Consider the following 21,811-nt stretch of genomic DNA (forward strand, 5'->3'; position numbering starts at 1 on the left):
AATCTCTTTGTATAAATAGACAGTCGAAAATGCGTGTACGTTAGCGCGTGTCCTCATTTCAAAAATGGAGATAAAAATGAGATAAATCACTGTTAAACAAGAAAAATAGTGTCGATAGTATCGAGATATTGACCAACTATTTGACGATGCTTGACAAAACGTAGCCATTGTTAGCCAGTTAGATGACTATCGTTTGAATTGAGGACATGCCCTTGTACCGTTATTTATATCACAAGACGTTACATTTTAGTAATATTCGCGCATATTTTTAAAGAGAACTTTTATCGATAAAAAAATCCGTTGCCTATTTGAGAGGTATCCTTGCTTAAGCCGTGTTTTCATTTGAACAATGGCGATAAACAACTTTCTACCATGCTATATTTTCGTTACTATTTAGGGCGTGTTTATCTCATGGCTTTATTTTTCCCAACCGCGTAAAAAGGACTTTGCGATGTCAAAATTTTTATCTCACCACCACCGAGTGGCTCAGCAAACGCAACCAACCATCAAAACACTACTCAAGTCTAGCGTTGTGCTCATTACTAGCACCCTATTGTTGTCTATATCGGCGCAGGCACTAGAGCCTGTGGTTGCCGCAAGTAGTGACGTGGTTAATAACACCTCAATTAATACCAGTGCAATAAACTTGGCCATCATGGCTGATAACCCAACCGTACTGTCTGAAACCAAGCGCATCACACCAGCGAAAACCAATACACTCAAACCCACATCTAGCCATGCCAATAGCGATCAAGCCATCTACTCTGCGGATGCCATCCATCATCCAGTATGGGCAAAGAACGGCATGGTCGCTACTCAAGAAGCGCTGGCGTCCGACATCGGTCTACAGATTTTGAAAGATGGCGGTAATGCAGTCGATGCTGGCGTTGCGGTAGGCTTTGCCTTAGCAGTGACCTTACCGCGCGCAGGTAACATCGGTGGCGGCGGCTTTATGATGATTTATGATGCCAAACAAGGCAAAACAGTGGCGCTAGATTACCGTGAAAAAGCACCAAGCAGCTCCTCACGCGATATGTACCTTGATGCCGAAGGCAATGCCGTTAGCGACTTGTCCCGCTATCATGGTTTAGCCGTTGGTGTGCCAGGGACAGTCGCAGGACTTCTCAAAGCATTAGACGAACACGGCACGATGAGTCGCGAGCAAGTTATGGCACCAGCGATTGCATTGGCAGAGGACGGTATCGAAGTCACCGCTGGCTTGTCTGAGTCTCTCATCACATTGAGTGAACGCTTGCAGAAATGGCCAAGCACCAAAAAAGTGTTTTTTAAGCCGGATGGCAGTGCCTATCAACCGGGTGAACGTTTAAAGCAACCAGAGCTTGCCCGCTCGCTAAAGCTGATAGCAGCACAAGGCGCTGATGGGTTTTATAAAGGGGAAACGGCCAGTAAAATTGTCAAAGCTGTCAATGAAGCAGGTGGCCGTATGAGCCTACAGGATTTGGCCAACTATAATGCCGTGGCTCGTACGCCTGTAAAAGGCAACTATCGTGGTTATGAGATTGTCTCTATGCCACCGCCCTCTTCTGGTGGCATTCATATCATTCAGATTTTAAACATATTAGAAGGCTATCCACTCAAAGACTACGGACAAAACAGCGCCCAGACCATTCACTTAATGGCAGAGGCCATGCAATTGGCTTATGCCGATCGTGCTGAGTATCTAGGTGATGCTGATTTTATTGATGTCCCTGCCAGCGGTCTAACCTCACAAGCCTATGCAGATAAACTGCGTACGTTAATTGATCCCAATAAAGCCACACCAGCCGCGACCATCAAAGCCAATAACCCGCTACCGTACGAGAGTGATCAAACCACGCATTTCTCTATCGTTGATAAAGACGGCAATGCGATAGCCAATACGTATACGTTGAATTTCTCTTATGGCACGGGTCTCGTCGCGGATGGTACAGGTATCTTATTAAATAATGAGATGGATGATTTTTCTGCCAAACCTGGTGTGCCCAATGGTTATGGCCTATTAGGCGGCGAGGCCAATGCCGTGGAAGCCAATAAGCGCCCACTGTCTTCTATGAGTCCAACGCTCGTGTTCAAAGACAGTAAGCCTTATATCGTAACAGGCAGCCCCGGTGGTAGTCGTATTATTACGACCGTGACGCAGGTTATCTCTAACGTGATTGATCACGATATGAATATTGCAGAAGCCACGCATGCGCCGCGTATTCACGATCAATGGCTACCTGATGAGATACGAGTTGAAAAGGCCCTTAATATCGATACGGTAAAAAAGCTTGAATCAATGGGTCATACCGTCAGTCCAAAATCAGCGATGGGCTCTACGCAGTCGATTATGCTTACCCCAAATGGTATTTATGGATCTTCAGATCCGCGTATTGTCGATGCCGCCGTGGTTGGGTACTGAGTTCATATTTTATGATAAATGTATTTGGCGAAACTGACTGGGCGACAAGCCTGTAAACTGTTTGAACTGGCGGCTAAACGCACTATGATCACTATAGCCACAGTTCAACGATACCTGAGTGACCGACATCTCAGGTATCGCCAACAGCTTAACCGCATATTCTAAGCGCAGCTTTTGCACAAACTGTAATGGCGACATATTGAGCACTGCCTTAAACGTACGCTCTAGCTGCGACACGCTCAAACTGGCCAATTCTGCTAGCTGAGAAACATTGATTTTTTGATCAAGATGCGCTCGGACAAACTGAGCGACTTCAGCCAAACGAGCATGTTTGCGCAAAACACGCTCATTGTCTTCATCGATATCGACCGATATCCCAACCATTGCCACTATTTGTTGAGTGTTATTATAAATAGGCAGTTTGTTGGTAATACACCATCCCAATTGACCAGACGCATAACTGTGCAACTCTAAATTATCAATGATTGACTTGCCATCTCGCAATACTTTCATATCTTGCAAGATATAATCCTTACTCTGCTGGTGAGAAAATACCTGCTCAGTGGTAAAACCGACAATCTCCTCATGCTTACTCAACTGGCAACGTTTTAAGAGCGTTCGGTTTGCCAATTGATAGCGTGCCTGCTCATCCTTCACAAAAAACACCACATTTTTGAGCGTATCAAGCAAAGGTAATAATAAGGAGACATTGCCAATAAATGCCTCGCTACTGTCTGGGCAATACGACGTCATTTGCTGCTGCAATGATGCCGTAAAGGGCGCAATCACGGTCTCTTCTATGACATCCATCATTTTATATCATCCTTATTCTCTCAATTTCATACTCAGCCAAACATCAATCGTTCGCAGAAGTTTATTCCTAACTTTATAGACATTTCTGCATCTCAAGCAATCCTCCTTTAACGGTCATAAAAATGAGGACACTCCCTAGTCTACACCGAGACACTGTGCAGAAATGCGCATTTATCCATGAAAAAACAGCAAGACGCTCCTTGCAAAAACGTCCATTCTATATATAGACCTTAACCACTGAGCATCAGTTGAGGACGACTAATTGTGCAGCATTAGGTCTGTTGCACAATAATGGAATGTAATTTTTCAAGGATGAATAAGGGTGTCCGTCATGTCTTCTACGTTATTCAATTTCAAAATTATCGACTCACATACGGGTGGCGAGCCTACACGGATGGTTTATGCTGGCTTCCCCGATCTCACTGGCGACACGATCCAAGACAAGCTGCAATGCTTCAAACAAAACTTCGACCATTTGCGTCAAAGCATCATATTGGAGCCACGTGGCAATGAGGTCCTTGTCGGCGCGTTACTGCTGCCTGCCACCAACCCTGATGCCACAGCGGGCGTTATCTTTTTTAATAATACGGGTTATTTGGGCATGTGTGGGCATGGCACGATTGGTGTGATTGCCTCACTGGCTTATCAACAAAAAATATCAGCAGGCGAGCATTGGCTAGAGACGTCAGTAGGTTTGGTCAAGGCAACCTTACATGATGATGGCAGTTGTAGCGTGCAAAACGTGCCGTCTTATCGTTATAAAAAACAAGTGGCTGTTCAAGTGCCAAATGTAGGCCTAATCCGTGGGGATATCGCTTGGGGTGGCAATTGGTTCTTTTTAGTCAGCGATCATGGGCAAGATATTCACGCCAGCAATGTCAAACCATTGACCCATATCTGCCTACAAATAAAACAAGCGCTCATCGCCGCCAACATCACAGGCGAAGACGGTGGCGAGATTGATCACATCGAGTTATTTGCCGATAGCGATGACGCCCAAGCGGATAGCAAAAACTTTGTGCTCTGCCCAGGCGGCGCTTATGATCGCTCACCTTGCGGCACAGGCACCAGTGCCAAGCTTGCTTGCCTAGCGGCTGATAATCGTCTAGCACCTGAACAACCATGGCAGCAACAAGGCGTAGTCGGCAGCGTATTTACAGGCAGTTATCAGTATGCAACTGATCGCCATAGCCCATATGAACTCAATAGTTTAAATGACCACAATAATTCAAATGACCTAACTCACCTTGAGCCGAGGATTGTCCCGACGATTTGTGGTTATGCCCATGTTTGTGCTGAGACCCTGCTCATCGTACAAGAAGACGATCCTTTTAAATGGGGCATTCCGTCATAACCGACGCTCAGTATTATTGATTACATAGCAAGTTTATTGATAAACGCATAGTAGCTGAACCGTAAAGCACGCTAGGGCGTGTCCTCATTTAGATTGTGAGGCTTATCGCCGTAAATATGAACCTATTGACAAGATTTCTGACGATGTTTGACAAAATTTAGCCATTTTAAGGCCACTAAATGTATCAATGTGCTCATTGATGACACGCCCTAAATCAGAAGAACATAATCGAGAAAAACCATGACTACCTCAAACGTCGACTTGCATATTATTGGTGGCGGCATCATTGGCCTAGCGGCTGCGGTAACGTTGCAAGCGCGCGGCGTACAGGTCGCACTGCTAGACGCTCATGAAGTCGGTCAAGGCGCATCACTAGGCAATGCTGGACATATCGCAACCGAGCAAGTTTTCCCCATTGCCGATGCCAGTATGCTCCGCCATATCCCCGCCATGTTGTTGAACCCGACAGGGCCGCTGCGCTTAGATTGGCGTTACTTGCCGCAACTGATGCCTTGGGCGATGCAGCTATTACTGAATATGCGTCCCGAGCCATTTGCACGCATTCATCAAGCATTATTAAGCTTAAACCAAAGCAGTCTGCAAGCATGGCAAGACTTTGCCACTCAGTGGCAGCTGAATGAATGGGTGCAAGTCAACGGCTCATTATTAACTGTAGAAAAACCGAGCAGTATTGCGTTATTAAACACACATGCCAAACGCCTAAATGATATCGGTGTGACCAATGAGTTATTGACCCAAGATGCGTTGTTAGCACGCGAACCTGCTTTACAAGACAATCAATTGGCCGCGTTATTTTTTCCAGATACAGGGCATATTACCAACTTAAAAGCCGTCATAAAGCAGCTTACCCATACCTTTAGGCAGTTGGGTGGTCAGGTCTTTGAGCACTGCCGTGTACTGGATGCAACCGTCAATAGCAGCGGTATCCATTTAACCACCAGTCAGGGTGACATGAATGCTGCCAAAGTGATGCTATCGGCAGGCGCACACTCAAAAACCCTTGCCAAACAACTAACTGGCGTCAACGTGCCGTTAGAGACCGAACGTGGCTACCATCTGATGCTACCGCAAGAAAGCACACGCTTGCAGATTCCTGTTTCGAGCATGGATCGGCGCTTTATCATGACGCCTATGGAGGACGGACTACGCTTGGCTGGCACCGTAGAATACGCAGGGCTTGATGCGCCTCCCAATATGCAACAGGCCACTATGCTGTTGCAGCAGGCACAGCCCATGTTAAAAACACCGTTAAATGCGACGGATAGCGTGTCATGGATGGGCTTTCGCCCTTCAACAGCTGACTCTCTACCCATCATCGATAAAGTGGATCGCGTGTTTTTAAATTTCGGTCATCAGCATTTAGGGTTAACACAAGCCGTCGTTAGTGCGCAAATGATTGCCGAGTATTATTTTGATGAAGACCATACGATTGATCCAAAACCGTATCAACTGGCGCGCTTTAAATAAACACCTGATACAACCGTTATAAACAAAGTCAAAACCAACCGATTCATCATTGAATCATCACCCATCAAACCATTAAAGATATCAACACCAATAAGGATAATCTCATGAACATAAATGGAATTTTAGTCCCAATCGTCACCCCTTTTGATAACAACGGCGACGTTGATGCACAAAAACTAACCACACTGGTCGAAGCCTTTATCGAAAAAGGCGTTGCTGGTATCGTCGCTTGCGGTACCACGGGTGAGTACTATACGTTTTCGGCGGCAGAGCGCGAGCTCGTGCTGACGACTATCGCCGAGGCTGCCAAAGACAAAGGGGCTGGAAACAAAGTCACTCTGGTCGCTGGTATCAATAGCTTATCGACGGATCACTCTATTGAACTGGCCGCACAAGCCAAAGCCTTGGGTTATGACGGGCTTATGCTCTCTGCCACGCCTTATAGCTTGCCTGAGCAAGATGGCATCATCGCGCATTTTGAAAAAGTCGCGGATGCCAGTGAACTGCCAATCATTATGTATAACTTCCCTGACCGTGTGGGCGTTGCCATTGAATTCGATACCGTTGCTCATTTAGCCAAGCACCCAAATATCGTTGGTGTAAAAGAAAGCAGTGGCGACTTTAGCCATGCCCTACGCATGCTGCAAGCGAATTTTGATGACTTTGAGGTGGTTTGTGGCTGCGACGATCAACCCGTTGATTTCTTTTTTTGGGGCGCAAAGAGCTGGATTGCAGGCGCAGCGAATGTGTTCCCAGCAGAGCAAGTTGCCCTATTTAATGCGACCCAACAAGGTGACTGGGAAAAAGCCAAACAAATCATGAGCGAGATTTATCCTGCTATCCACTCTATGGAATCTGGCAATTACAATCAAAAAGCCAAAGCGGGCTGCTTGAAAGGCAGCATGGATGTTGGCTCCGTACGTGTGCCGTTGACTAACATGCTGGACGACGAAAAAGCAGCATTTTTAGCGTTACTGTCTAAATAGCACTTAGTTTATAAATGCAATGTTAAGGATAACCCACGCCAAGTTTGACGCCGTATTCAAACCTCCAATCGATGTCATCAAGCTTAGGCCGTGTCTTCATTTCAAAAATGATGATAAAAATGAGGTAAATTGCCGTCAAACCAGAAAAATAGCGCAGATAATATCGCGATATTGACCCGCTATTTGACGATGTTTGGCAAGATTCAGCCTATTTAGATGACTATCGAATGAATTGAAGGCACGCCCATAGATAAGGATTAAAAAATGAGCACTAAACAACACTCTACCAAAGAACAAGTATTTGAAGCCGCAAAACAACAGCAATTATGGGCGGGTCACTTGATAGCAGCGGATGGCTTATCAGAAGCTACCTTAGACAATTACACGCCAATTGATAACAGTGTTATCGGGCAGATTGCCTCGGGCACTAGCGATGATGTCGATACTGCCGTGCAAGTCGCTCGCAATGCTTTTGAAAACGGTGAATGGCGGCGTCTGGCACCTGCTGAGCGCAAGACCATCATGCAGCGCTGGTGTGCATTGATGCATGAGCACTCTGATGAGCTGGCAGCATTAGATTGTGTCGATGCAGGTAAGCCAATTACGGAATGCTTAAATACTGACATGCCAGCGACGATCGAGACTTTTGAATGGTATGCCGAGGCCGCTGACAAGGTGTTTGGTAAGGTCGCACCGACTGGTAGCAGTGCGCTAGGGCTTATTGTTCAAGAACCTATCGGGGTCGTTGGTGCGGTATTGCCTTGGAACTTCCCAGCCCAAATGTACGCTTGGAAAGTCGCCCCTGCTCTTATTATGGGCAACTCTGTGATAGTAAAACCCGCTGAGCTGACCTCTTTATCTGCCTACCGATTAACCGAGCTTGCCTATGAAGCAGGCGTGCCAAAAGAAGCCTTACAGATGGTCTGCGGGCTTGGTGAAAATGTCGGTGCAGCGCTCGGTCAACATAAGGACGTTGACATGGTGTCATTCACTGGCTCCACTGAGGTCGGACGCTTATTCTTACAGTACTCAGCACAAAGCAACCTAAAAGAAATCGTCTTAGAGTGCGGCGGAAAAAGTCCGCAAATCGTTTTTGATGATGCCGTACTCGATGATGCTGCTATCAACGATATCTTATCAGCTGCGTTTTGGAATATGAGTGAAAACTGTAGTTGTGGCTCACGCTTATTGGTTCATAGTAGCCAAAAACAAACACTGCTAAATAAGCTCAAAGAAGGACTCAAAGACTGGAAAGTCGGCTCACCTTACGATCCTGATACCGCCATTGGCCCTATGATAGAAGAAGCGCATTTTGACAAGGTTTGCCATTATCTACGAGTCGCAAAAGAGGAAGGCGCAACGGTTGTGGCAGGTGGCAGCATTCATGACAACATGGGCAGTGGCTGGTATATCGAGCCGACTATTTTTGACAATGTCAGTGCTGACATGACCTTATTTAAAGAAGAAGTCTTTGGCCCGTTGCTGGCGGTGACGAGCTTTGAGACTGAAGAAGACGCCATCCGATTGGCCAACGAAACCAATTATGGGCTTGCGGCATCTTTTTACACACAAAATATCAAGCGCGCTTATCGTGTGGCCTCATCCATCAAAGCAGGCACCGTCTCTATCAATGGTTTTTCAGAGGGCGATATCACCACACCTTTTGGTGGTTATAAACAATCAGGATTCGGCGGTCGTGACAATGGGTTAGAAGCGTTAGCACAGTACGCACAGACCAAGACCATTTGGCTGGTTAATTAACCCGTTTATTCAATAAGTACAGTCATACCACACACAATTGATATGACTGTACTCACCCACTGTAACAACAGCTGCAATCATTTAAGACTTTAATCACATACTTACAAGGAAGTAAGACCATGGAAGCGATTATTAATACCTTGGTTGGTTATATATGGAGCGATGCTTTAGTCTACTTAGCGCTCGGTGTCGGTATCTACTTTACTGTGCTGACACGCGGGGTACAGTTTCGCTACTTCAAAGAGATGATAAAACTATTATTCGATAAGCAAACGTCAACCCAAGGTATCAGCTCCTTCCAAGCGTTCAGTATGGCGCTATCCGGTCGAATCGGTGTCGGCAATATCGCTGGGGTGGCAACAGCCATCGCCGCTGGTGGCCCTGGCGCTGTTTTTTGGATGATCGTCATGGGACTATTAGGTGGTGCCAGTGCGTTCGTTGAATCGACTCTTGCACAAGTCTATAAACACACGGTTGATGATCAATATCGTGGCGGCTCACCTTTTTATATTGAGCGTGGGCTTAAGATGAAGCCGTTTGCTATTTTGGTCGCGGTGGTGACCTGTTTGTCTTATGGCGTGTTGGTGCCTGGCGTCCAAGCCAATACCATTGCTGACTCGTTTAACACCGCCTTTAATATCCCTCCTGTTATGACTGGCGTGATTATCGTTGCCCTATTGGCCTTTATTATCTTTGGTGGCATAAAACGTATTGCCGGCTTTGCTGGTAAAGTCGTGCCCGTGATGGCGGTTGGCTATGTCTTGATGATGATAATTGTTTTGATATTTAATGCCTCAAACCTACCTGCGATGTTTGCCCTTATCTTCAAAAGCGCGTTTGGTATGGATGCCGTTTTTGGTGGTATCGTCGGTCTAGCGATCTCTTGGGGCGTACGCCGTGCGGTATTCTCTAACGTGGCTGGTGCTGGTGAAGCCACCTTTAGCTCAGCCGCTGCCGAAGTCTCCCATCCTGCCAAACAAGGCCTAGTCCAAAGCTTTTCAATCTATATCGACACTGTACTGGTTTGTACGGCCACTGCCCTCATGATTTTATCAACTGGCATGTACAATGTGATTCCTGCAGAAGGTTTGGTGCTGGTAGAAAATATGCCAGGCATCGAAGCAGGCACAGCATTTACCCAAGCCGCTGTTTCCACCGTATTCAGTCAGTACGGCAGCGGTTTTGTGGCGATTGCTATCTTCTTATTTGCGTTTACTTGCCTGATTGCCTATTACTATATCGCTGAAACCACACTGGTCTATCTTGATCAAAAACTGCGTTATCCTGTACTCAAGCCTCTACTAAAAATTATTTTCTTGGCAGTGTGTTTGACTGGCAGTATGCAGTCTGTAGGCGTCATGTGGGCATTGGGTGATATCGGCTTTGGCAGTATGTGCTATCTTAACTTTATCGCTATTTTGCTACTGAGCAAAACCGCCTCAAAAGTCCTGAAAGATTTTGATGAGCAAAAGAAACTGGGGTTAGACCCTGTCTTTGACCCTCGCAAAGTCGGCATTGAAAATGCAGATTTTTGGGTAACATACAGTGATAAATATGATAAGCGTTAAATATAGTCAAACAACGCTAAAACGGGTACAAGGCAGCCGAGTGAAAGTACGACAAGAAGTAGGCTAAGGAGGGTAACGCCGTAGCAAGCTGATATATTTGAGGTTATGAAAACACAAATATATCAGCTGCCCCGACTGTCACAGTACGAATTTCAAGCTCATCGATTTATAGGATTAGGCCTAAGAAGCGTTGCTATGAGCGCTTAGAGGCTGATGGATTTTGGACTTACGTGGGTCAATAAAAGCGTAAAGTTTGGCTCATCTATTCTTATGATCCTGACACCAGTGAACTTGTGACTTACGCTTGGGGCCAACGTGATTCAGCCACACCAAGTAGGCTGCATTCTCGGCTCAAGCATCTTAAAGTAAGCGACAGCTATATTAATATGGACAATTGGGACAGTTTCTTAACCACCTTTAAATCAGATAATAAACGGGTTGGTAAATAGCACACCGTAGGTTTAGAAGGCAATAATTGCTGTCTTATACACCGACTAAAACGAGCCGTTAGAAGAACCTGCTGTTTCCCTAATCATCTTATACAAAGATAACCAAAATCATTTGATTAAAAAGGTCTGAACCAGTTATATGATTCAGACCTTTTTATAACATATGTAAGGTGTGCTGAACGTTTCTTAGTAGTTCACTTTACCAGTAGTAAAAATAAATGACTGCTTTTCTAAGGTTTCATTGTCAATCAATATATCAAAGCTGACCTTGTACTTGCTATTACCATAGAGTCCACAATTTCCACCTTTTTTAGCCCCTGATTCACAGCTTTTGAGTGCATCGGTCAATGGCAAAATGAAGGCTTCATTCGTTGGTAGTGCATAATTAGTACCTTTGTACGGATCGTTGTCAAAATCAAGCAACTGAATGGGCACATCTATATTACGCTGCACATCTCGGAATTTAACGTTACTGACTTTAACTGTATCAGCAGATGGCATGTTGATATAAACAGGCTGCCCGATAGGATCGGTACGCAAATTGCGTCCAGAGCCTTTAACTGGACTTGGGGTCTCGTTGTATAGCGCAGTGACTGTCCCTGTCACATCTTGACATGGGTAAGTAAGAACACCTGCAAGCGTCTTGGTCGCAGTGGTTTTGGTGGCTGAAGCATTACTGACCAAAACATAGCCTTGATTGTTAGCAGGGGTTTTATCTTTGGGCTTATAAACAGCCATCCCTGTGCCTATTACACTTGAGGTAGGCAACATCAAAGAGCGCAAATGGTAGGGCGCTGCTAACAACGACTTTGCCATAGAGCCTGCTACCATCTCCGAGCTCAAAAAACTGCCTGCTGAACTATAATAAACAGACTGTGCAATGTTTTCAGTGACACCATATTGTGAATTAGGATAGCTTGCGCTTACCAATCGATCTGACAGATCCAATCCGCCAAAAAAAGGATTGTTTGTACCCGTAACGCTGCTGATTTCATTTTCAAAATGCACGTTAAAACTGGTTGGTACGCTGTTGGCAAATACATATTTGATATAGTTTGCATGCCGAACAGCAATATCATTTAGCTCAGTATCAACGGATAAACCGTTTAGACCACAACTGGTTCTTGCCAGACTAAACTGATTATTAGCGCTCAATACTGCCTGTACATTGTCATCAGTTGGCTCACCACCTTCATTATCTGGTTCATTGTTTTTGTCAGTAGGTATGATCGGTGCAGAATCTATGGGCTCAGAAGTCGGTGACTCAGTAATCCCATCACCCTGTGGGCTATCGGGTACATTGGCAGAGGTAGAGCTACTATCTGAATCACCACCTCCGCCACAAGCAGTTAAAAATACCGTCAAGAATAATACTGCAACAAGATTTTTTTGAGGGGTATTAGCAGTCATTTCTCGTCCTATAATATAATGTAGTCAATCTCATCTAAATTGGATAGGTATCACGCTCGCTCAGCCTACTATTTGTAGTGTCTTCGCTTGCCTTTCTTGTCTCTAAATTAGCTTGAATCGACTACAATCTGTTAATGAATAATAATAAGAATAAAAGTCATTAACATGAGTGTTAGTGGTTGATTTAACAGTATTTTATGGTGACACAGCACTTATTGTATTACAACCTACGAACTTTTGCGCGTTATTTTTCAAAAAAACTGCCAATTGCTATTTACAAGTGGCAGGTTTTTGGTTGCTAGGGCGTGTCTTCTAGCGCCTTCCTTACTGGTGCAAAACTACGTCTGTGCGCGGACAAAACACCATGTCGCTCAATGGCTTCCATATGAGCTCGCGTCGGATAGCCTTTGTGTTTGGCGATACCGTATTCTGGATATTGAGCATCCAATGCATACATCATTTCGTCACGACTTACTTTTGCCAATATACTGGCCGCTGCAATGCTAGTATGGCGTGCATCCCCTTTTACCCATGCTTGGCAGTCAATTGTGGATGGCACTACGCCTAATTTTTTCACCGCCTCATAGTTCAAGTCAGGACAGCGATTCCCATCAAACAATACTTCGATTTGTAATGCATCAAACGCGGTGCTTTCGACTTTCTCAGTCATCGAAAAATGTTTGAAAATTGCCTCTAATAACGCTTCGGTACATAAGCGCATACCGAGCATCGTTGCTTGCAAGATATTTACTTGATCGATAACCGCGGCTGGTATATCGGCGATGACATAACCAATTGCATGCTGCTGAACCAGCGGGTAAAGGATATCACGCTTTTTTTCACTCAGTTGTTTGGAGTCCGTCAGTATCGACAATGGCGTGTCTTTGAGTGGTTGCGCCTCAATCAATCCTGACCAAGTCGCCGGTAATATCGCCGCGGCAACATTGACGCTACCGAGTAATGGCCCGCGCCCTGCTTCATCGACACCAATCTGTAATATTGATGGTTCCGACTGCTGACTATACTGAGTCAAATACTGAACGAACAACTCAGAGGTATTTAATTGACCATATAAATGTATGGGCGTCGCCAATTGAATATACTGCCCTTTAACATCAATGCTTTCAATATCGATATCAATTGTCTGGAATGGGGTTTCTGTACTGTGTTGAATATGCATAATGTTAGGCAGTCTTTCTCGTTTAGGTAGGGTTGACGGTATTACTATCTTGAATAAACCACTGCTCAATCACACTGTTTGCAGGCTCATGGTTGCTTTGCTGCTGTAGTGACTGCTTTGTCACTAGCAAGTCGTGTAATTGCTCGGCATAGGCACGTGGTTGCAACAGACGCATTACGGTACGGCAAATATTGTCGCCACTCGCCTGCTCTTGAATAAGCTCAGGCACAATCGGCGCATTAGCCAATATGTTAGGCAATGCCACATAAGGCACTTTTACCAAGCGCTTGGCAATCTGATAAGTTAGCTGATTCAATTGATAGACCACCACCATGGGCCGTTCAAGCAGCATCGCTTCTAACGTTGCTGTCCCAGACGCTAGCATCACGATATCTGATGCGGCCATTGCATGCTGGCTAAACTCTGGTTGGGTATCATCATAGACGACCACAATCGCGGCACGCAGCTGCTCTGAGCGTTGATCAATCACATCTTGAACAATGTATTGATGGTTTTGATCGACCGTTGGAATGATAAAGCATAGCTTGAGATCTAACAGGATGAGCTTTTGTATGCCATCAAGCATCAATGGCAAAATAGCCGTGATTTCACCGCGCCTAGAGCCTGGCATCACACAAATAAGCTGACTCACATCATCGAACCGTTCAATGAAAAACTGCTGCAATCCATCATTGTGCCAGACCAACTCGCTGCGACGTTGATTGATTGGCCTGTTGAGTAATGTTTGGTCAATGGTTCGTAGTAGCGGATGACCCACACAAACCGCTGGATGATTATGTCGCTCATACACTGGCAGCTCAAACGGGAACAGACATAATACCAAATTGGTCGCCGCTTTAATATTATGGATACGCGACTCGCGCCACGCCCAGATAGAAGGACTAACATACTGTACACAGAACACGCCTTGGGGTTTAAGTTTTTTGGATACTCGTAAATTAAAATCAGGGGCGTCGATACCGATGAACCAGTCGATATTGGCCGTCTTAAACGCACTCAGTAGCTCGCGGCGCGCCTTGAGCAAATCGGGTAGCTGCGCCACAACTTCAACCAGACCCATCACTGCCAAGCGTTCCAATGGAAAAATACTCTGCAATCCTTGCGCTTGCATTTTTGTACCGCCTACACCTACCCAGACAATATCATCACGCAGGTTATTCATCTGCTGCATAAAATCTGCACCCAAACTGTCACCAGATACTTCACCTGCGACGATGGCTATCACTAACGGCGCAGCGTGTATGTTAGGTATCTGAGTATCCGTCTCTGTTTGATGAATGAGGTCAGTATGGTGATGAGACGTAGCAGAATCTGTCATGACAAGCTCTCAATATTAAAAATATACAAATAAAATAAATCGACCATTATTATAGAATATAACGTGGCAAACCAGCGATGCACTTTATGCTCAATACGCATTGTACGTACTTATTATTTTCACGTCATGATTTTAGCGACTTATCGTTGATGTTGCTATCATACGTGACGATGATACAAATAGCTAAATTCACGCATAAGAGCTGAACGTCTAGCACCCCAAATTTAACTAACTCTTATTAATAGACGGAAAAACGAAATGCTAAACGTGCATTTGGAACGGCAAATATCGCGCTAAGTGTATACAAGTATAACTAAGTTTTGGTTTCTACATTCCAGTTATCAGTCAATTAACTGTCCGACTGCCCTTGTCAACCAACACTTTTGTCCGCATAATGAATATTCCTATAAATCAGCTAGACGATATATAATCATGACAACATCAGTTACCCATAATGCAGATATTGACGACGTGAATATTGAAAAATTTATTCCTTTAATTACTCCTGCCGAGCTAAAAGCCGAGCTGCCTTTGTCAGACGACGCGTATAACACCGTACTAAAAGGTCGTAATACTATCCAAGATATCTTGGACGGTAAAGACAAGCGTTTGTTTGTGGTCATTGGCCCCTGCTCTATTCACGATATCAAAGCCGCTCACGAATATGCCGATCGTTTAGCCGTATTGGCAAAAGAAATCGAAGACAGTGTATTTGTGGTCATGCGTGTTTATTTTGAAAAACCTCGTACGACGGTCGGCTGGAAAGGCATGATCAACGATCCTGATATGAATGACAGCTTTGATATAGAAAAAGGCTTGCGCACGGCTCGTAAATTGCTACTGGATCTGAATGAAAAAGGGCTCCCTTGCGCGACCGAAGCACTTGATCCAAATACGCCGCAGTACATACAGGATCTAATCAGCTGGTCAGCCATTGGCGCACGTACCACTGAGAGCCAAACGCATCGCGAAATGAGCTCAGGCTTGTCCTGCCCAGTTGGCTTCAAAAATGGTACGGATGGCGGTATGACAGTGGCTGTAAATGCCATGCAAGCGGTCAAGGAAGGTCATAGCTTCTTAGGTCTATCCTCAGACGGTAAAGTCTCTATCATCAAATCTAAAGGCAACCCTTACGCGCATGTGGTACTTCGCGGTGGTAATGGCAAACCTAACTATGATGAAACTGCGGTCGCTCAAGTTGAAAATGAGCTGGCAAAAGGCAAAACCAATAGCAAGATCATGATTGATTCAAGCCATGCCAACTCCGGTAAAGACCCTTATTTACAACCGATGGTTATCAAAAACGTTGCCGAACAGATTCAAAATGGCAATAAATCAATTATCGGTATGATGATTGAGAGCCACTTAAAAGGTGGCAATCAAAAACTGACTGCTGATTTGAGTCAGCTTGAGTATGGCAAATCGATCACCGATGGTTGCCTAGATTGGGACAGCACCGTCACAGCATTACATAGCTTACGTGACATGGTAAAAGATATACTACCAAATCGTTAATAGCCATCAGTGATAGTTTGTCGTCGAGCAAATAATAAAAAGCCCCTTTCGCATTAGTGCAAAAGGGGCTTTTTATTTATGAACACTCTGTCTTAACTCACTTCATACTGCTATCAACTAGCTATTTGCAGCACCTAGCACGCTCTCTAAGCTTTCGAGCACATGCTTAGATGAGACATTCTTTTGTAAATCTACCAGCTGCTCATGCGCCATTTGACGACGTGGCTCAGCCAACGTATTCCAGCGTGCCAGTACTTGCAGTAAGCGCGACGCTAATACAGGGTTGGCATCATCTAATTTCTGAATCACGCCTGTATACATCTCTAGACCTTCTGCCGTCCATAATACCGTTGGCTGCGAGCTAAAAGCACTGATGACCGAACGGACACGGTTAGGGGTATTCCAATCAAAATCTGCGTGCGTCAGTAGCGACTTGACCATATCAGGCGTCACGTCGTCAGCCGCAGCTTGTACACTGAACCACAAATCGATAACCAGATCGTTTGCTTGGAAACGCTCATAGAAGTCTGCTAAGTACTTATCTGCACCTGCCAATTGATGATTGACCATGGCCTTCAATGCACCAAAGCGCTCAGTCATACAGCTGGCATTGTCATACTGCTGTTGTGCCCAGTCGGCTGCATCATCCACATTGGCAGTCAACGCCATATCAAGCACGACATTACGCAACGCACGAATGCCTCGTGCTTCAGCGCTGTCCTCATAAGACTGCATTGGCAAGTTGTTGTACAACTCAGCCCATTGGTCCTTTAATTTATCAGCTACTTGCTTGTATAGCCCATCGCGCTGCTCTTTAACCAGCACTGGATCGTAGTCTGCAGGGATGGCAGAAGCCAACTCTTGCGCTGATGGAATATCAAGCAATCGTGCCGCTAGCATCGCATCATCAGCCGCTAAGACGGGCAACGTCTGCGCCAATGCTTCCAAATACACCTCAGGGCTGCTCTTCGCACCTTGTCCTTGCAGTAAAATACGGTTTACCAGCATTTGAGTGACCTGCCAGCGGTTGAACCCATTGGTTTCATGCTTAAGCAGAAATGCCAAGTCTGCATCTTGATAATCATAATTGAGCTGTACGGGCGCACTAAAGTCACGCAGTAAAGATACAACAGGCTCGCTGGCGACATTTTCAAAAACAAACGTTTGTGTCGCTTTGTCAAGCAATAACATACGCTCGGCGACGATAGCGCCTGAGTCGTTGTCAAATAAGGCGGTTGCTACAGGTATCGGCAATGGTTTTGGCGCATCAAAGCCTTTCACATGGCGTGTCTGCTGATTCAAGGTGATGGTTAGCGTCTGCGCTGCGCTATCATAAGTTTGAGAACCCGATACCACTGGCGTACCAGGCTGACGATACCAATCAATAAAATTCTCGATTTTGTCATCAGTAATACTAAGCGCTGATAGAAAGTCCTCAACCGTTACCGCTTGTCCATCATAGCGACGGAAGTACTCATCTGTTCCTTTACGGAAATCATCTGGTCCCAACGTATTGGCAATCATACGCACAATTTCAGCACCTTTCTCGTAGACGGTCGTCGTATAAAAGTTATTAATTTCAACAAAACTCTCTGGACGTACTGGATGTGCTAATGGGCCTGCATCTTCGCTAAACTGATGCGCACGCAAGGTGGCCACGTCATCAATACGCTGTACCGCACTTGACTGCTGATCTGCTGAAAATGATTGATCACGGTAAACGGTAAAGCCTTCTTTTAAACACAGCTGGAACCAATCACGGCAGGTAATACGATTGCCTGTCCAGTTATGAAAATACTCATGAGCGATAATGGCTTTTACGCTAAAACTACGGGCATCAGTGGTCGTCTCAGGGCTAGATAACACGCAAGCGGTGTTAAAAATATTGAGACCTTTATTTTCCATCGCACCCATATTAAATTGACTGACCGCCACAATCATATAGCGATCTAGATCATAGGCTCGGCCATAATTGACCTCATCCCATTTCATGGCGTCTTTTAGCGCTTGCATACCCACATCGCATTTATCGATATCGGCAGACTTTGCGTATATTTCAAGCAGGACATCTCGACCTTCACTCGTCGTATAAGAATCCGTCAGCACATCCAAATCAGCAACGACACAAGCAAATAGATAGCTTGGCTTGTTGGTTGGATCATGCCAAATCGCATAGTGACGGTCTGGTGCATCGGCCACTTCGCCTGCTTCGACTAAGTTACCATTGGCCAATAAGGTCGGATAACGCTTGTCGGCTTCCAGTCGGGTGGTAAATATCGCTAGTACATCAGGGCGATCAGGATAAAAAGTAATCTTGCGGAAACCCTCTGGCTCACATTGAGTGACAAACATAGTATCGTCGCCACTGCCTGCCATATATAAACCTTCAAGCGCGGTGTTGGTCTGTGGGCAGATGCGTACTTGAATATCTAAAGTCACTTGAGCAGGGGCGTTATAAATGGTCAGTTGACCAGCCTCTTGTTGATAATGCTCAGCGGTCAATGACTCACCATTCATGGCAATCGCTAGCAACTCTAACGACTCACCAAATAAAACGATATCCCCTGCGGTCTGACGCACCATCTCAAGCGTGCTATCTACCTGCGCATACGCTTCAAACAGCTTAATATCTAAATGAACGGTATCGACATCGAAACTCGGTTTTTGATAGTCTTTTAAGTTAATCTTACTAGGCGTGTGTGGCGGTACATCTGGCATTTCAGGATTGATGATTTGAGCAGCGGTTTCAGCAGTAGACATATGGCGTCCTATTATTATTGGTGATAATATTCGTTAAATATACTTTCTCGTCAAATTTATAGCTCGGGTGTGTCATTGTTTAGATTGTGAAGTCTAAAATGAGGAAAATTGATGACCCAACCTAGATTGACCTAAATCATTAGATTTCAAGTGTGGATATTGAGATATAGTCGGTTCAAGATAATGTAGAGACAAAGCAGGCAAGTGAGCGTACTATAAATAGCAGACTAGCGTGTTTCCTCCTTTTGAAAACGGTGATAAAAATAAGTGATGCGTTATCCATTGGATAATGTTGCTGAAAATGATTTAATGGTCGTATTGACGACCCATCATTTAACAAACGGCCTATTATATGACAAAGCACACTGCCAGTCGCTCAGACATTACTCTACCACTATTAATAGCATATGTTGATGCCCTTTTGCCCTCATTAACGACTCAAGTACAACTGCCAACTGAGTCTAGCAATGATAGTGCTGAGTTATTATGGGTAGTACATGGCAATCAAGATTTGTCAGCGTTGCAAGTACAGCTTAGAGATAATGAATCTATCAAGAATAGTGTTGAAAAGGATAGTGTTGAAAAGGACAGTGCTGAGATGGCAAGGGATGCATGGCATCTATCGACACTGGCTGAACTTGCTAAGCATAACCTGCCTGAGCGTTATGAGCTTGCTTGCTTTTGGCTACCCACTTTGCCAGCAGAATTATTACAACATTATGTACCGCTACTGATGCGCTACCGTGATTTGTATGCAGCACATTTGCTGATTGCCTTAGACAGCTCGGTAGATTTAAAACCGTATGGCTTTACCCCATTTAATATTTTAAGTGAGCCACTTCTAGACGCCGATAATTTTCACTCTATCACCTCGTCAACCGTCACTGCAACGCTTTGGCAGTTTAATCTATATGACTATAAACAACTACCGAATTGGCTCAATGCAGACTACTGGGCCAATCCTGAGAATTGGGGCAAACATCGATGGTAATATGCCGCATATCTATCTGTAAATTCTAGAATTATTTACAGTAATACTACTTACATAAAGTAACATTTAGTATATGATAGATAGCAATTGCCTAACTTTTTCGTAAGCAGTTTAAAAAAACAATTTTAATTAATTAAAGTTTTAGGAGCTCGTCATGTCAATCAGTTTTTCTAAGATCGCTGTTCTTGCTGTGCTATCAAGCGCGGTTGCACTAACCACTGGTTGTGCTACCAAGCGGTCTACTTCGGAAGTTGTGGTTGCCCCGCTAGGTATCCCAGGTGGATACAGTGGCTATAACAGTGCTGTCAGTGTAGGCAACTCGAATGCGGTTATTGCTAGCGCTGAGAACCTACAAGCAGTGGTCTACTTTGCCTTTGATAGCAGTGAAATTACGGCTCAATCAGCGAGTGTCCTGAATCAACACGTAAGCTTGCTAAATTCAAACCCAGCAGCTGGTGTGGTTATCGCAGGTCATACTGATGAGCGCGGTAGCCGTGAATACAATATGGCACTAGGCGAACGTCGTGCCCAATCGGCTCGTAACTACCTTGCAGCACAAGGTGTTAATGCAAACAACATCCGTGTTATCAGCTATGGTGAAGAGCGCGCTGCTACAGCTGGCAACACTGAAGACGCTTATGCACAAAATCGTCGTGCCGAGTTATCTTACTAAGCATTGTTTATAACGTTCGATGATTAAATAAAGCTCAGTAATAATATATTGCTGGGCTTTTATTATTTTTGACCAGATAATTAAATATAGATTATTTAGACATAGCTATTGAGATATGACTATCTACGTATCAAATAAATAAGGTTCAAACTTGCACATTCTTATATATTCAATTCTATAACAATCGTTTTTGATGACTAGTAATATATGCCGACTTCTAACCTCACCCGGATACAGTACACTCAACTCGACACCACGACATGGTGTGTGACGGCTCAAGTGAGCGAATCAGTGAGTCATTTAGTCACTGGAAGCTTGTGGAACAAGTCATTATGGTTATCATCATGTAATACGTCGTGTAAAGACATCATTAAGTTCAATAGCCTAAATTGGTACTATCAGGTGGCGACAGCAGCACCTAGACACTCAGTACCTGCTCTAGCGCGTAAACAACGTCAGCAGCAGCGGCAAGGCGTCAGGCAACTATTGCAAGAGCTACTTAAAAAACTGTCAGTCAATGACACCTTAGATGAGTCAGGCTTCCCCTATCGGCTCGTCAACAGTCAGTATTATGTGTGTTTTAGTCATACGGGTGCTAATCATTCAAAGCATACTACAAAGTCAAATCAGACAACTGGCCAGAATTTACCTAGCAAAATAGCGGTCGTCATTAGTCGTCAGCGTCCTGCTGGCATCGATATAGAGAGCAATAATATTGCTTGGCATGTGGTCAGGCGTTTTTACTCAGCAAACGAGATTGCTCTCTTAGAACAGCTCTCAACCGAGCAACGTGATAACACGGCCAAATTACTGTGGCAAATAAAAGAAAGTTTTATCAAAATCAACCAATACACATTGGCTCAAGGATTGGGTATGGATTACTCCACCCTTATCCCTAGCTTAATTGAGGATGATAAAAAATCCCTTTCTTTTTCTATATCCAATGAGACAAAAAAAACTCGCCACCGCTCTGCTTACCGTGTTGCCACATTACACGCACAGGAAACTATCGTTGTTTTCTGAGTGAAAGTCAAACCTACGTTTTAAAAATATTTTCAATACTTTATTTTAAGCATAAAAAAACGACCCTAAGAAGGATCGTTTTTTTGTTTTCTGCTAATGA

At 44.7% G+C, this 21,811-nt stretch carries 15 protein-coding genes and 1 pseudogene; 11 read left to right on the forward strand and 5 right to left on the reverse strand.

Features of this window, described 5'->3' with window-relative positions:
* The first annotated feature begins 451 nt into the window (after nucleotides 1-451).
* Nucleotides 452-2,401: a gamma-glutamyltransferase gene (gene ggt, locus QL982_RS05835; RefSeq protein WP_290162204.1), complete on the forward strand. Its 1,950-nt coding sequence runs from the start codon at nucleotides 452-454 to the stop codon at nucleotides 2,399-2,401.
* A gap of 9 nt (nucleotides 2,402-2,410) precedes the next feature.
* Here the strand turns inward: ggt and QL982_RS05840 are convergent, their stop codons facing one another.
* On the reverse strand, nucleotides 2,411-3,214 hold the full coding sequence (locus QL982_RS05840; RefSeq protein WP_290162207.1) for a helix-turn-helix domain-containing protein: 804 nt from the start codon (nucleotides 3,212-3,214) through the stop codon (nucleotides 2,411-2,413).
* 331 nt (nucleotides 3,215-3,545) lie between these two features.
* Here QL982_RS05840 and QL982_RS05845 point away from each other — a divergent pair, with 331 nt between their 5' ends.
* From QL982_RS05845 to QL982_RS14535, 6 genes and pseudogenes are all read left to right on the forward strand, one after another.
* Nucleotides 3,546-4,568, forward strand: a complete 1,023-nt coding sequence (locus QL982_RS05845) for a proline racemase family protein (protein WP_290162209.1) — start codon at nucleotides 3,546-3,548, stop codon at nucleotides 4,566-4,568.
* Nucleotides 4,569-4,808: 240 nt separating this feature from the next.
* Nucleotides 4,809-6,056, forward strand: coding sequence for an FAD-dependent oxidoreductase (locus QL982_RS05850; protein ID WP_290162212.1), 1,248 nt, complete (start codon nucleotides 4,809-4,811; stop codon nucleotides 6,054-6,056).
* A gap of 104 nt (nucleotides 6,057-6,160) precedes the next feature.
* The gene (gene dapA, locus QL982_RS05855) at nucleotides 6,161-7,042 is read left to right on the forward strand and encodes a 4-hydroxy-tetrahydrodipicolinate synthase (protein WP_290162214.1); all 882 of its coding nucleotides are present in this window, start codon (nucleotides 6,161-6,163) and stop codon (nucleotides 7,040-7,042) included.
* A 264-nt stretch (nucleotides 7,043-7,306) separates the two neighbouring features.
* Nucleotides 7,307-8,803, forward strand: coding sequence for an aldehyde dehydrogenase (locus QL982_RS05860; RefSeq protein ID WP_290162216.1), 1,497 nt, complete (start codon nucleotides 7,307-7,309; stop codon nucleotides 8,801-8,803).
* A 119-nt stretch (nucleotides 8,804-8,922) separates the two neighbouring features.
* Nucleotides 8,923-10,371, forward strand: a complete 1,449-nt coding sequence (locus tag QL982_RS05865) for an alanine/glycine:cation symporter family protein (protein ID WP_290162218.1) — start codon at nucleotides 8,923-8,925, stop codon at nucleotides 10,369-10,371.
* Nucleotides 10,372-10,628: 257 nt separating this feature from the next.
* Nucleotides 10,629-10,820, forward strand: a pseudogene (locus QL982_RS14535) (IS1 family transposase); the annotation flags it as partial.
* Between the two features lie 186 nt (nucleotides 10,821-11,006).
* Here the strand turns inward: QL982_RS14535 and QL982_RS05870 are convergent.
* The 3 genes from QL982_RS05870 to lpxB all read right to left on the reverse strand — a co-directional run bounded on the left by QL982_RS05870 (nucleotide 11,007) and on the right by lpxB (nucleotide 14,749).
* Nucleotides 11,007-12,230 (reverse strand): CAP domain-containing protein, encoded by a 1,224-nt coding sequence (locus tag QL982_RS05870; RefSeq protein ID WP_290162220.1) that lies wholly within the window; start codon nucleotides 12,228-12,230, stop codon nucleotides 11,007-11,009.
* Nucleotides 12,231-12,528: 298 nt separating this feature from the next.
* Nucleotides 12,529-13,410: a ribonuclease HII gene (locus tag QL982_RS05875; RefSeq protein ID WP_290162223.1), complete on the reverse strand. Its 882-nt coding sequence runs from the start codon at nucleotides 13,408-13,410 to the stop codon at nucleotides 12,529-12,531.
* A 22-nt stretch (nucleotides 13,411-13,432) separates the two neighbouring features.
* A complete protein-coding gene (gene lpxB, locus QL982_RS05880; RefSeq protein WP_290190216.1) occupies nucleotides 13,433-14,749 on the reverse strand; it encodes a lipid-A-disaccharide synthase in 1,317 nt (438 codons plus the stop codon).
* A gap of 432 nt (nucleotides 14,750-15,181) precedes the next feature.
* Between lpxB and QL982_RS05885 the strand changes: the two genes are divergently transcribed.
* Entirely contained in the window at nucleotides 15,182-16,264 is a 1,083-nt protein-coding gene (locus QL982_RS05885) for a 3-deoxy-7-phosphoheptulonate synthase (protein ID WP_290162225.1), read from the forward strand.
* 117 nt (nucleotides 16,265-16,381) lie between these two features.
* On the opposite strand, the gene pepN is transcribed toward QL982_RS05885, so the two are convergent.
* Nucleotides 16,382-18,982, reverse strand: coding sequence for an aminopeptidase N (pepN, locus tag QL982_RS05890; RefSeq protein WP_290162269.1), 2,601 nt, complete (start codon nucleotides 18,980-18,982; stop codon nucleotides 16,382-16,384).
* A 394-nt stretch (nucleotides 18,983-19,376) separates the two neighbouring features.
* Between pepN and QL982_RS05895 the strand changes: the two genes are divergently transcribed.
* From QL982_RS05895 to QL982_RS05905, 3 genes are all read left to right on the forward strand, one after another.
* A complete protein-coding gene (locus QL982_RS05895; protein WP_290162228.1) occupies nucleotides 19,377-20,015 on the forward strand; it encodes a DUF6231 family protein in 639 nt (212 codons plus the stop codon).
* A gap of 154 nt (nucleotides 20,016-20,169) precedes the next feature.
* A complete protein-coding gene (gene pal, locus QL982_RS05900; protein WP_290162230.1) occupies nucleotides 20,170-20,688 on the forward strand; it encodes a peptidoglycan-associated lipoprotein Pal in 519 nt (172 codons plus the stop codon).
* 207 nt (nucleotides 20,689-20,895) lie between these two features.
* Entirely contained in the window at nucleotides 20,896-21,711 is an 816-nt protein-coding gene (locus QL982_RS05905; protein WP_290162232.1) for a 4'-phosphopantetheinyl transferase superfamily protein, read from the forward strand.
* The last annotated feature ends 100 nt before the right edge of the window (nucleotides 21,712-21,811 follow it).

The organism is Psychrobacter sp. 5A.1 (genome assembly GCF_030407455.1).
Classification (GTDB): Bacteria; Pseudomonadota; Gammaproteobacteria; order Pseudomonadales; family Moraxellaceae; genus Psychrobacter.

What these genes read in the sequence shown, in the direction of transcription:
- ggt (WP_290162204.1), top strand. Translation starts at nt 452, where the DNA reads ATGTCAAAATTTTTATCTCACCACCACCGAGTGGCTCAGCAAACGCAA.
- QL982_RS05840 (WP_290162207.1), bottom strand. Translation starts at nt 3,214, where the DNA reads ATGATGGATGTCATAGAAGAGACCGTGATTGCGCCCTTTACGGCATCA.
- QL982_RS05845 (WP_290162209.1), top strand. Translation starts at nt 3,546, where the DNA reads ATGTCTTCTACGTTATTCAATTTCAAAATTATCGACTCACATACGGGT.
- QL982_RS05850 (WP_290162212.1), top strand. Translation starts at nt 4,809, where the DNA reads ATGACTACCTCAAACGTCGACTTGCATATTATTGGTGGCGGCATCATT.
- dapA (WP_290162214.1), top strand. Translation starts at nt 6,161, where the DNA reads ATGAACATAAATGGAATTTTAGTCCCAATCGTCACCCCTTTTGATAAC.
- QL982_RS05860 (WP_290162216.1), top strand. Translation starts at nt 7,307, where the DNA reads ATGAGCACTAAACAACACTCTACCAAAGAACAAGTATTTGAAGCCGCA.
- QL982_RS05865 (WP_290162218.1), top strand. Translation starts at nt 8,923, where the DNA reads ATGGAAGCGATTATTAATACCTTGGTTGGTTATATATGGAGCGATGCT.
- QL982_RS05870 (WP_290162220.1), bottom strand. Translation starts at nt 12,230, where the DNA reads ATGACTGCTAATACCCCTCAAAAAAATCTTGTTGCAGTATTATTCTTG.
- QL982_RS05875 (WP_290162223.1), bottom strand. Translation starts at nt 13,410, where the DNA reads ATGCATATTCAACACAGTACAGAAACCCCATTCCAGACAATTGATATC.
- lpxB (WP_290190216.1), bottom strand. Translation starts at nt 14,749, where the DNA reads ATGACAGATTCTGCTACGTCTCATCACCATACTGACCTCATTCATCAA.
- QL982_RS05885 (WP_290162225.1), top strand. Translation starts at nt 15,182, where the DNA reads ATGACAACATCAGTTACCCATAATGCAGATATTGACGACGTGAATATT.
- pepN (WP_290162269.1), bottom strand. Translation starts at nt 18,982, where the DNA reads ATGCCAGATGTACCGCCACACACGCCTAGTAAGATTAACTTAAAAGAC.
- QL982_RS05895 (WP_290162228.1), top strand. Translation starts at nt 19,377, where the DNA reads ATGACAAAGCACACTGCCAGTCGCTCAGACATTACTCTACCACTATTA.
- pal (WP_290162230.1), top strand. Translation starts at nt 20,170, where the DNA reads ATGTCAATCAGTTTTTCTAAGATCGCTGTTCTTGCTGTGCTATCAAGC.
- QL982_RS05905 (WP_290162232.1), top strand. Translation starts at nt 20,896, where the DNA reads ATGCCGACTTCTAACCTCACCCGGATACAGTACACTCAACTCGACACC.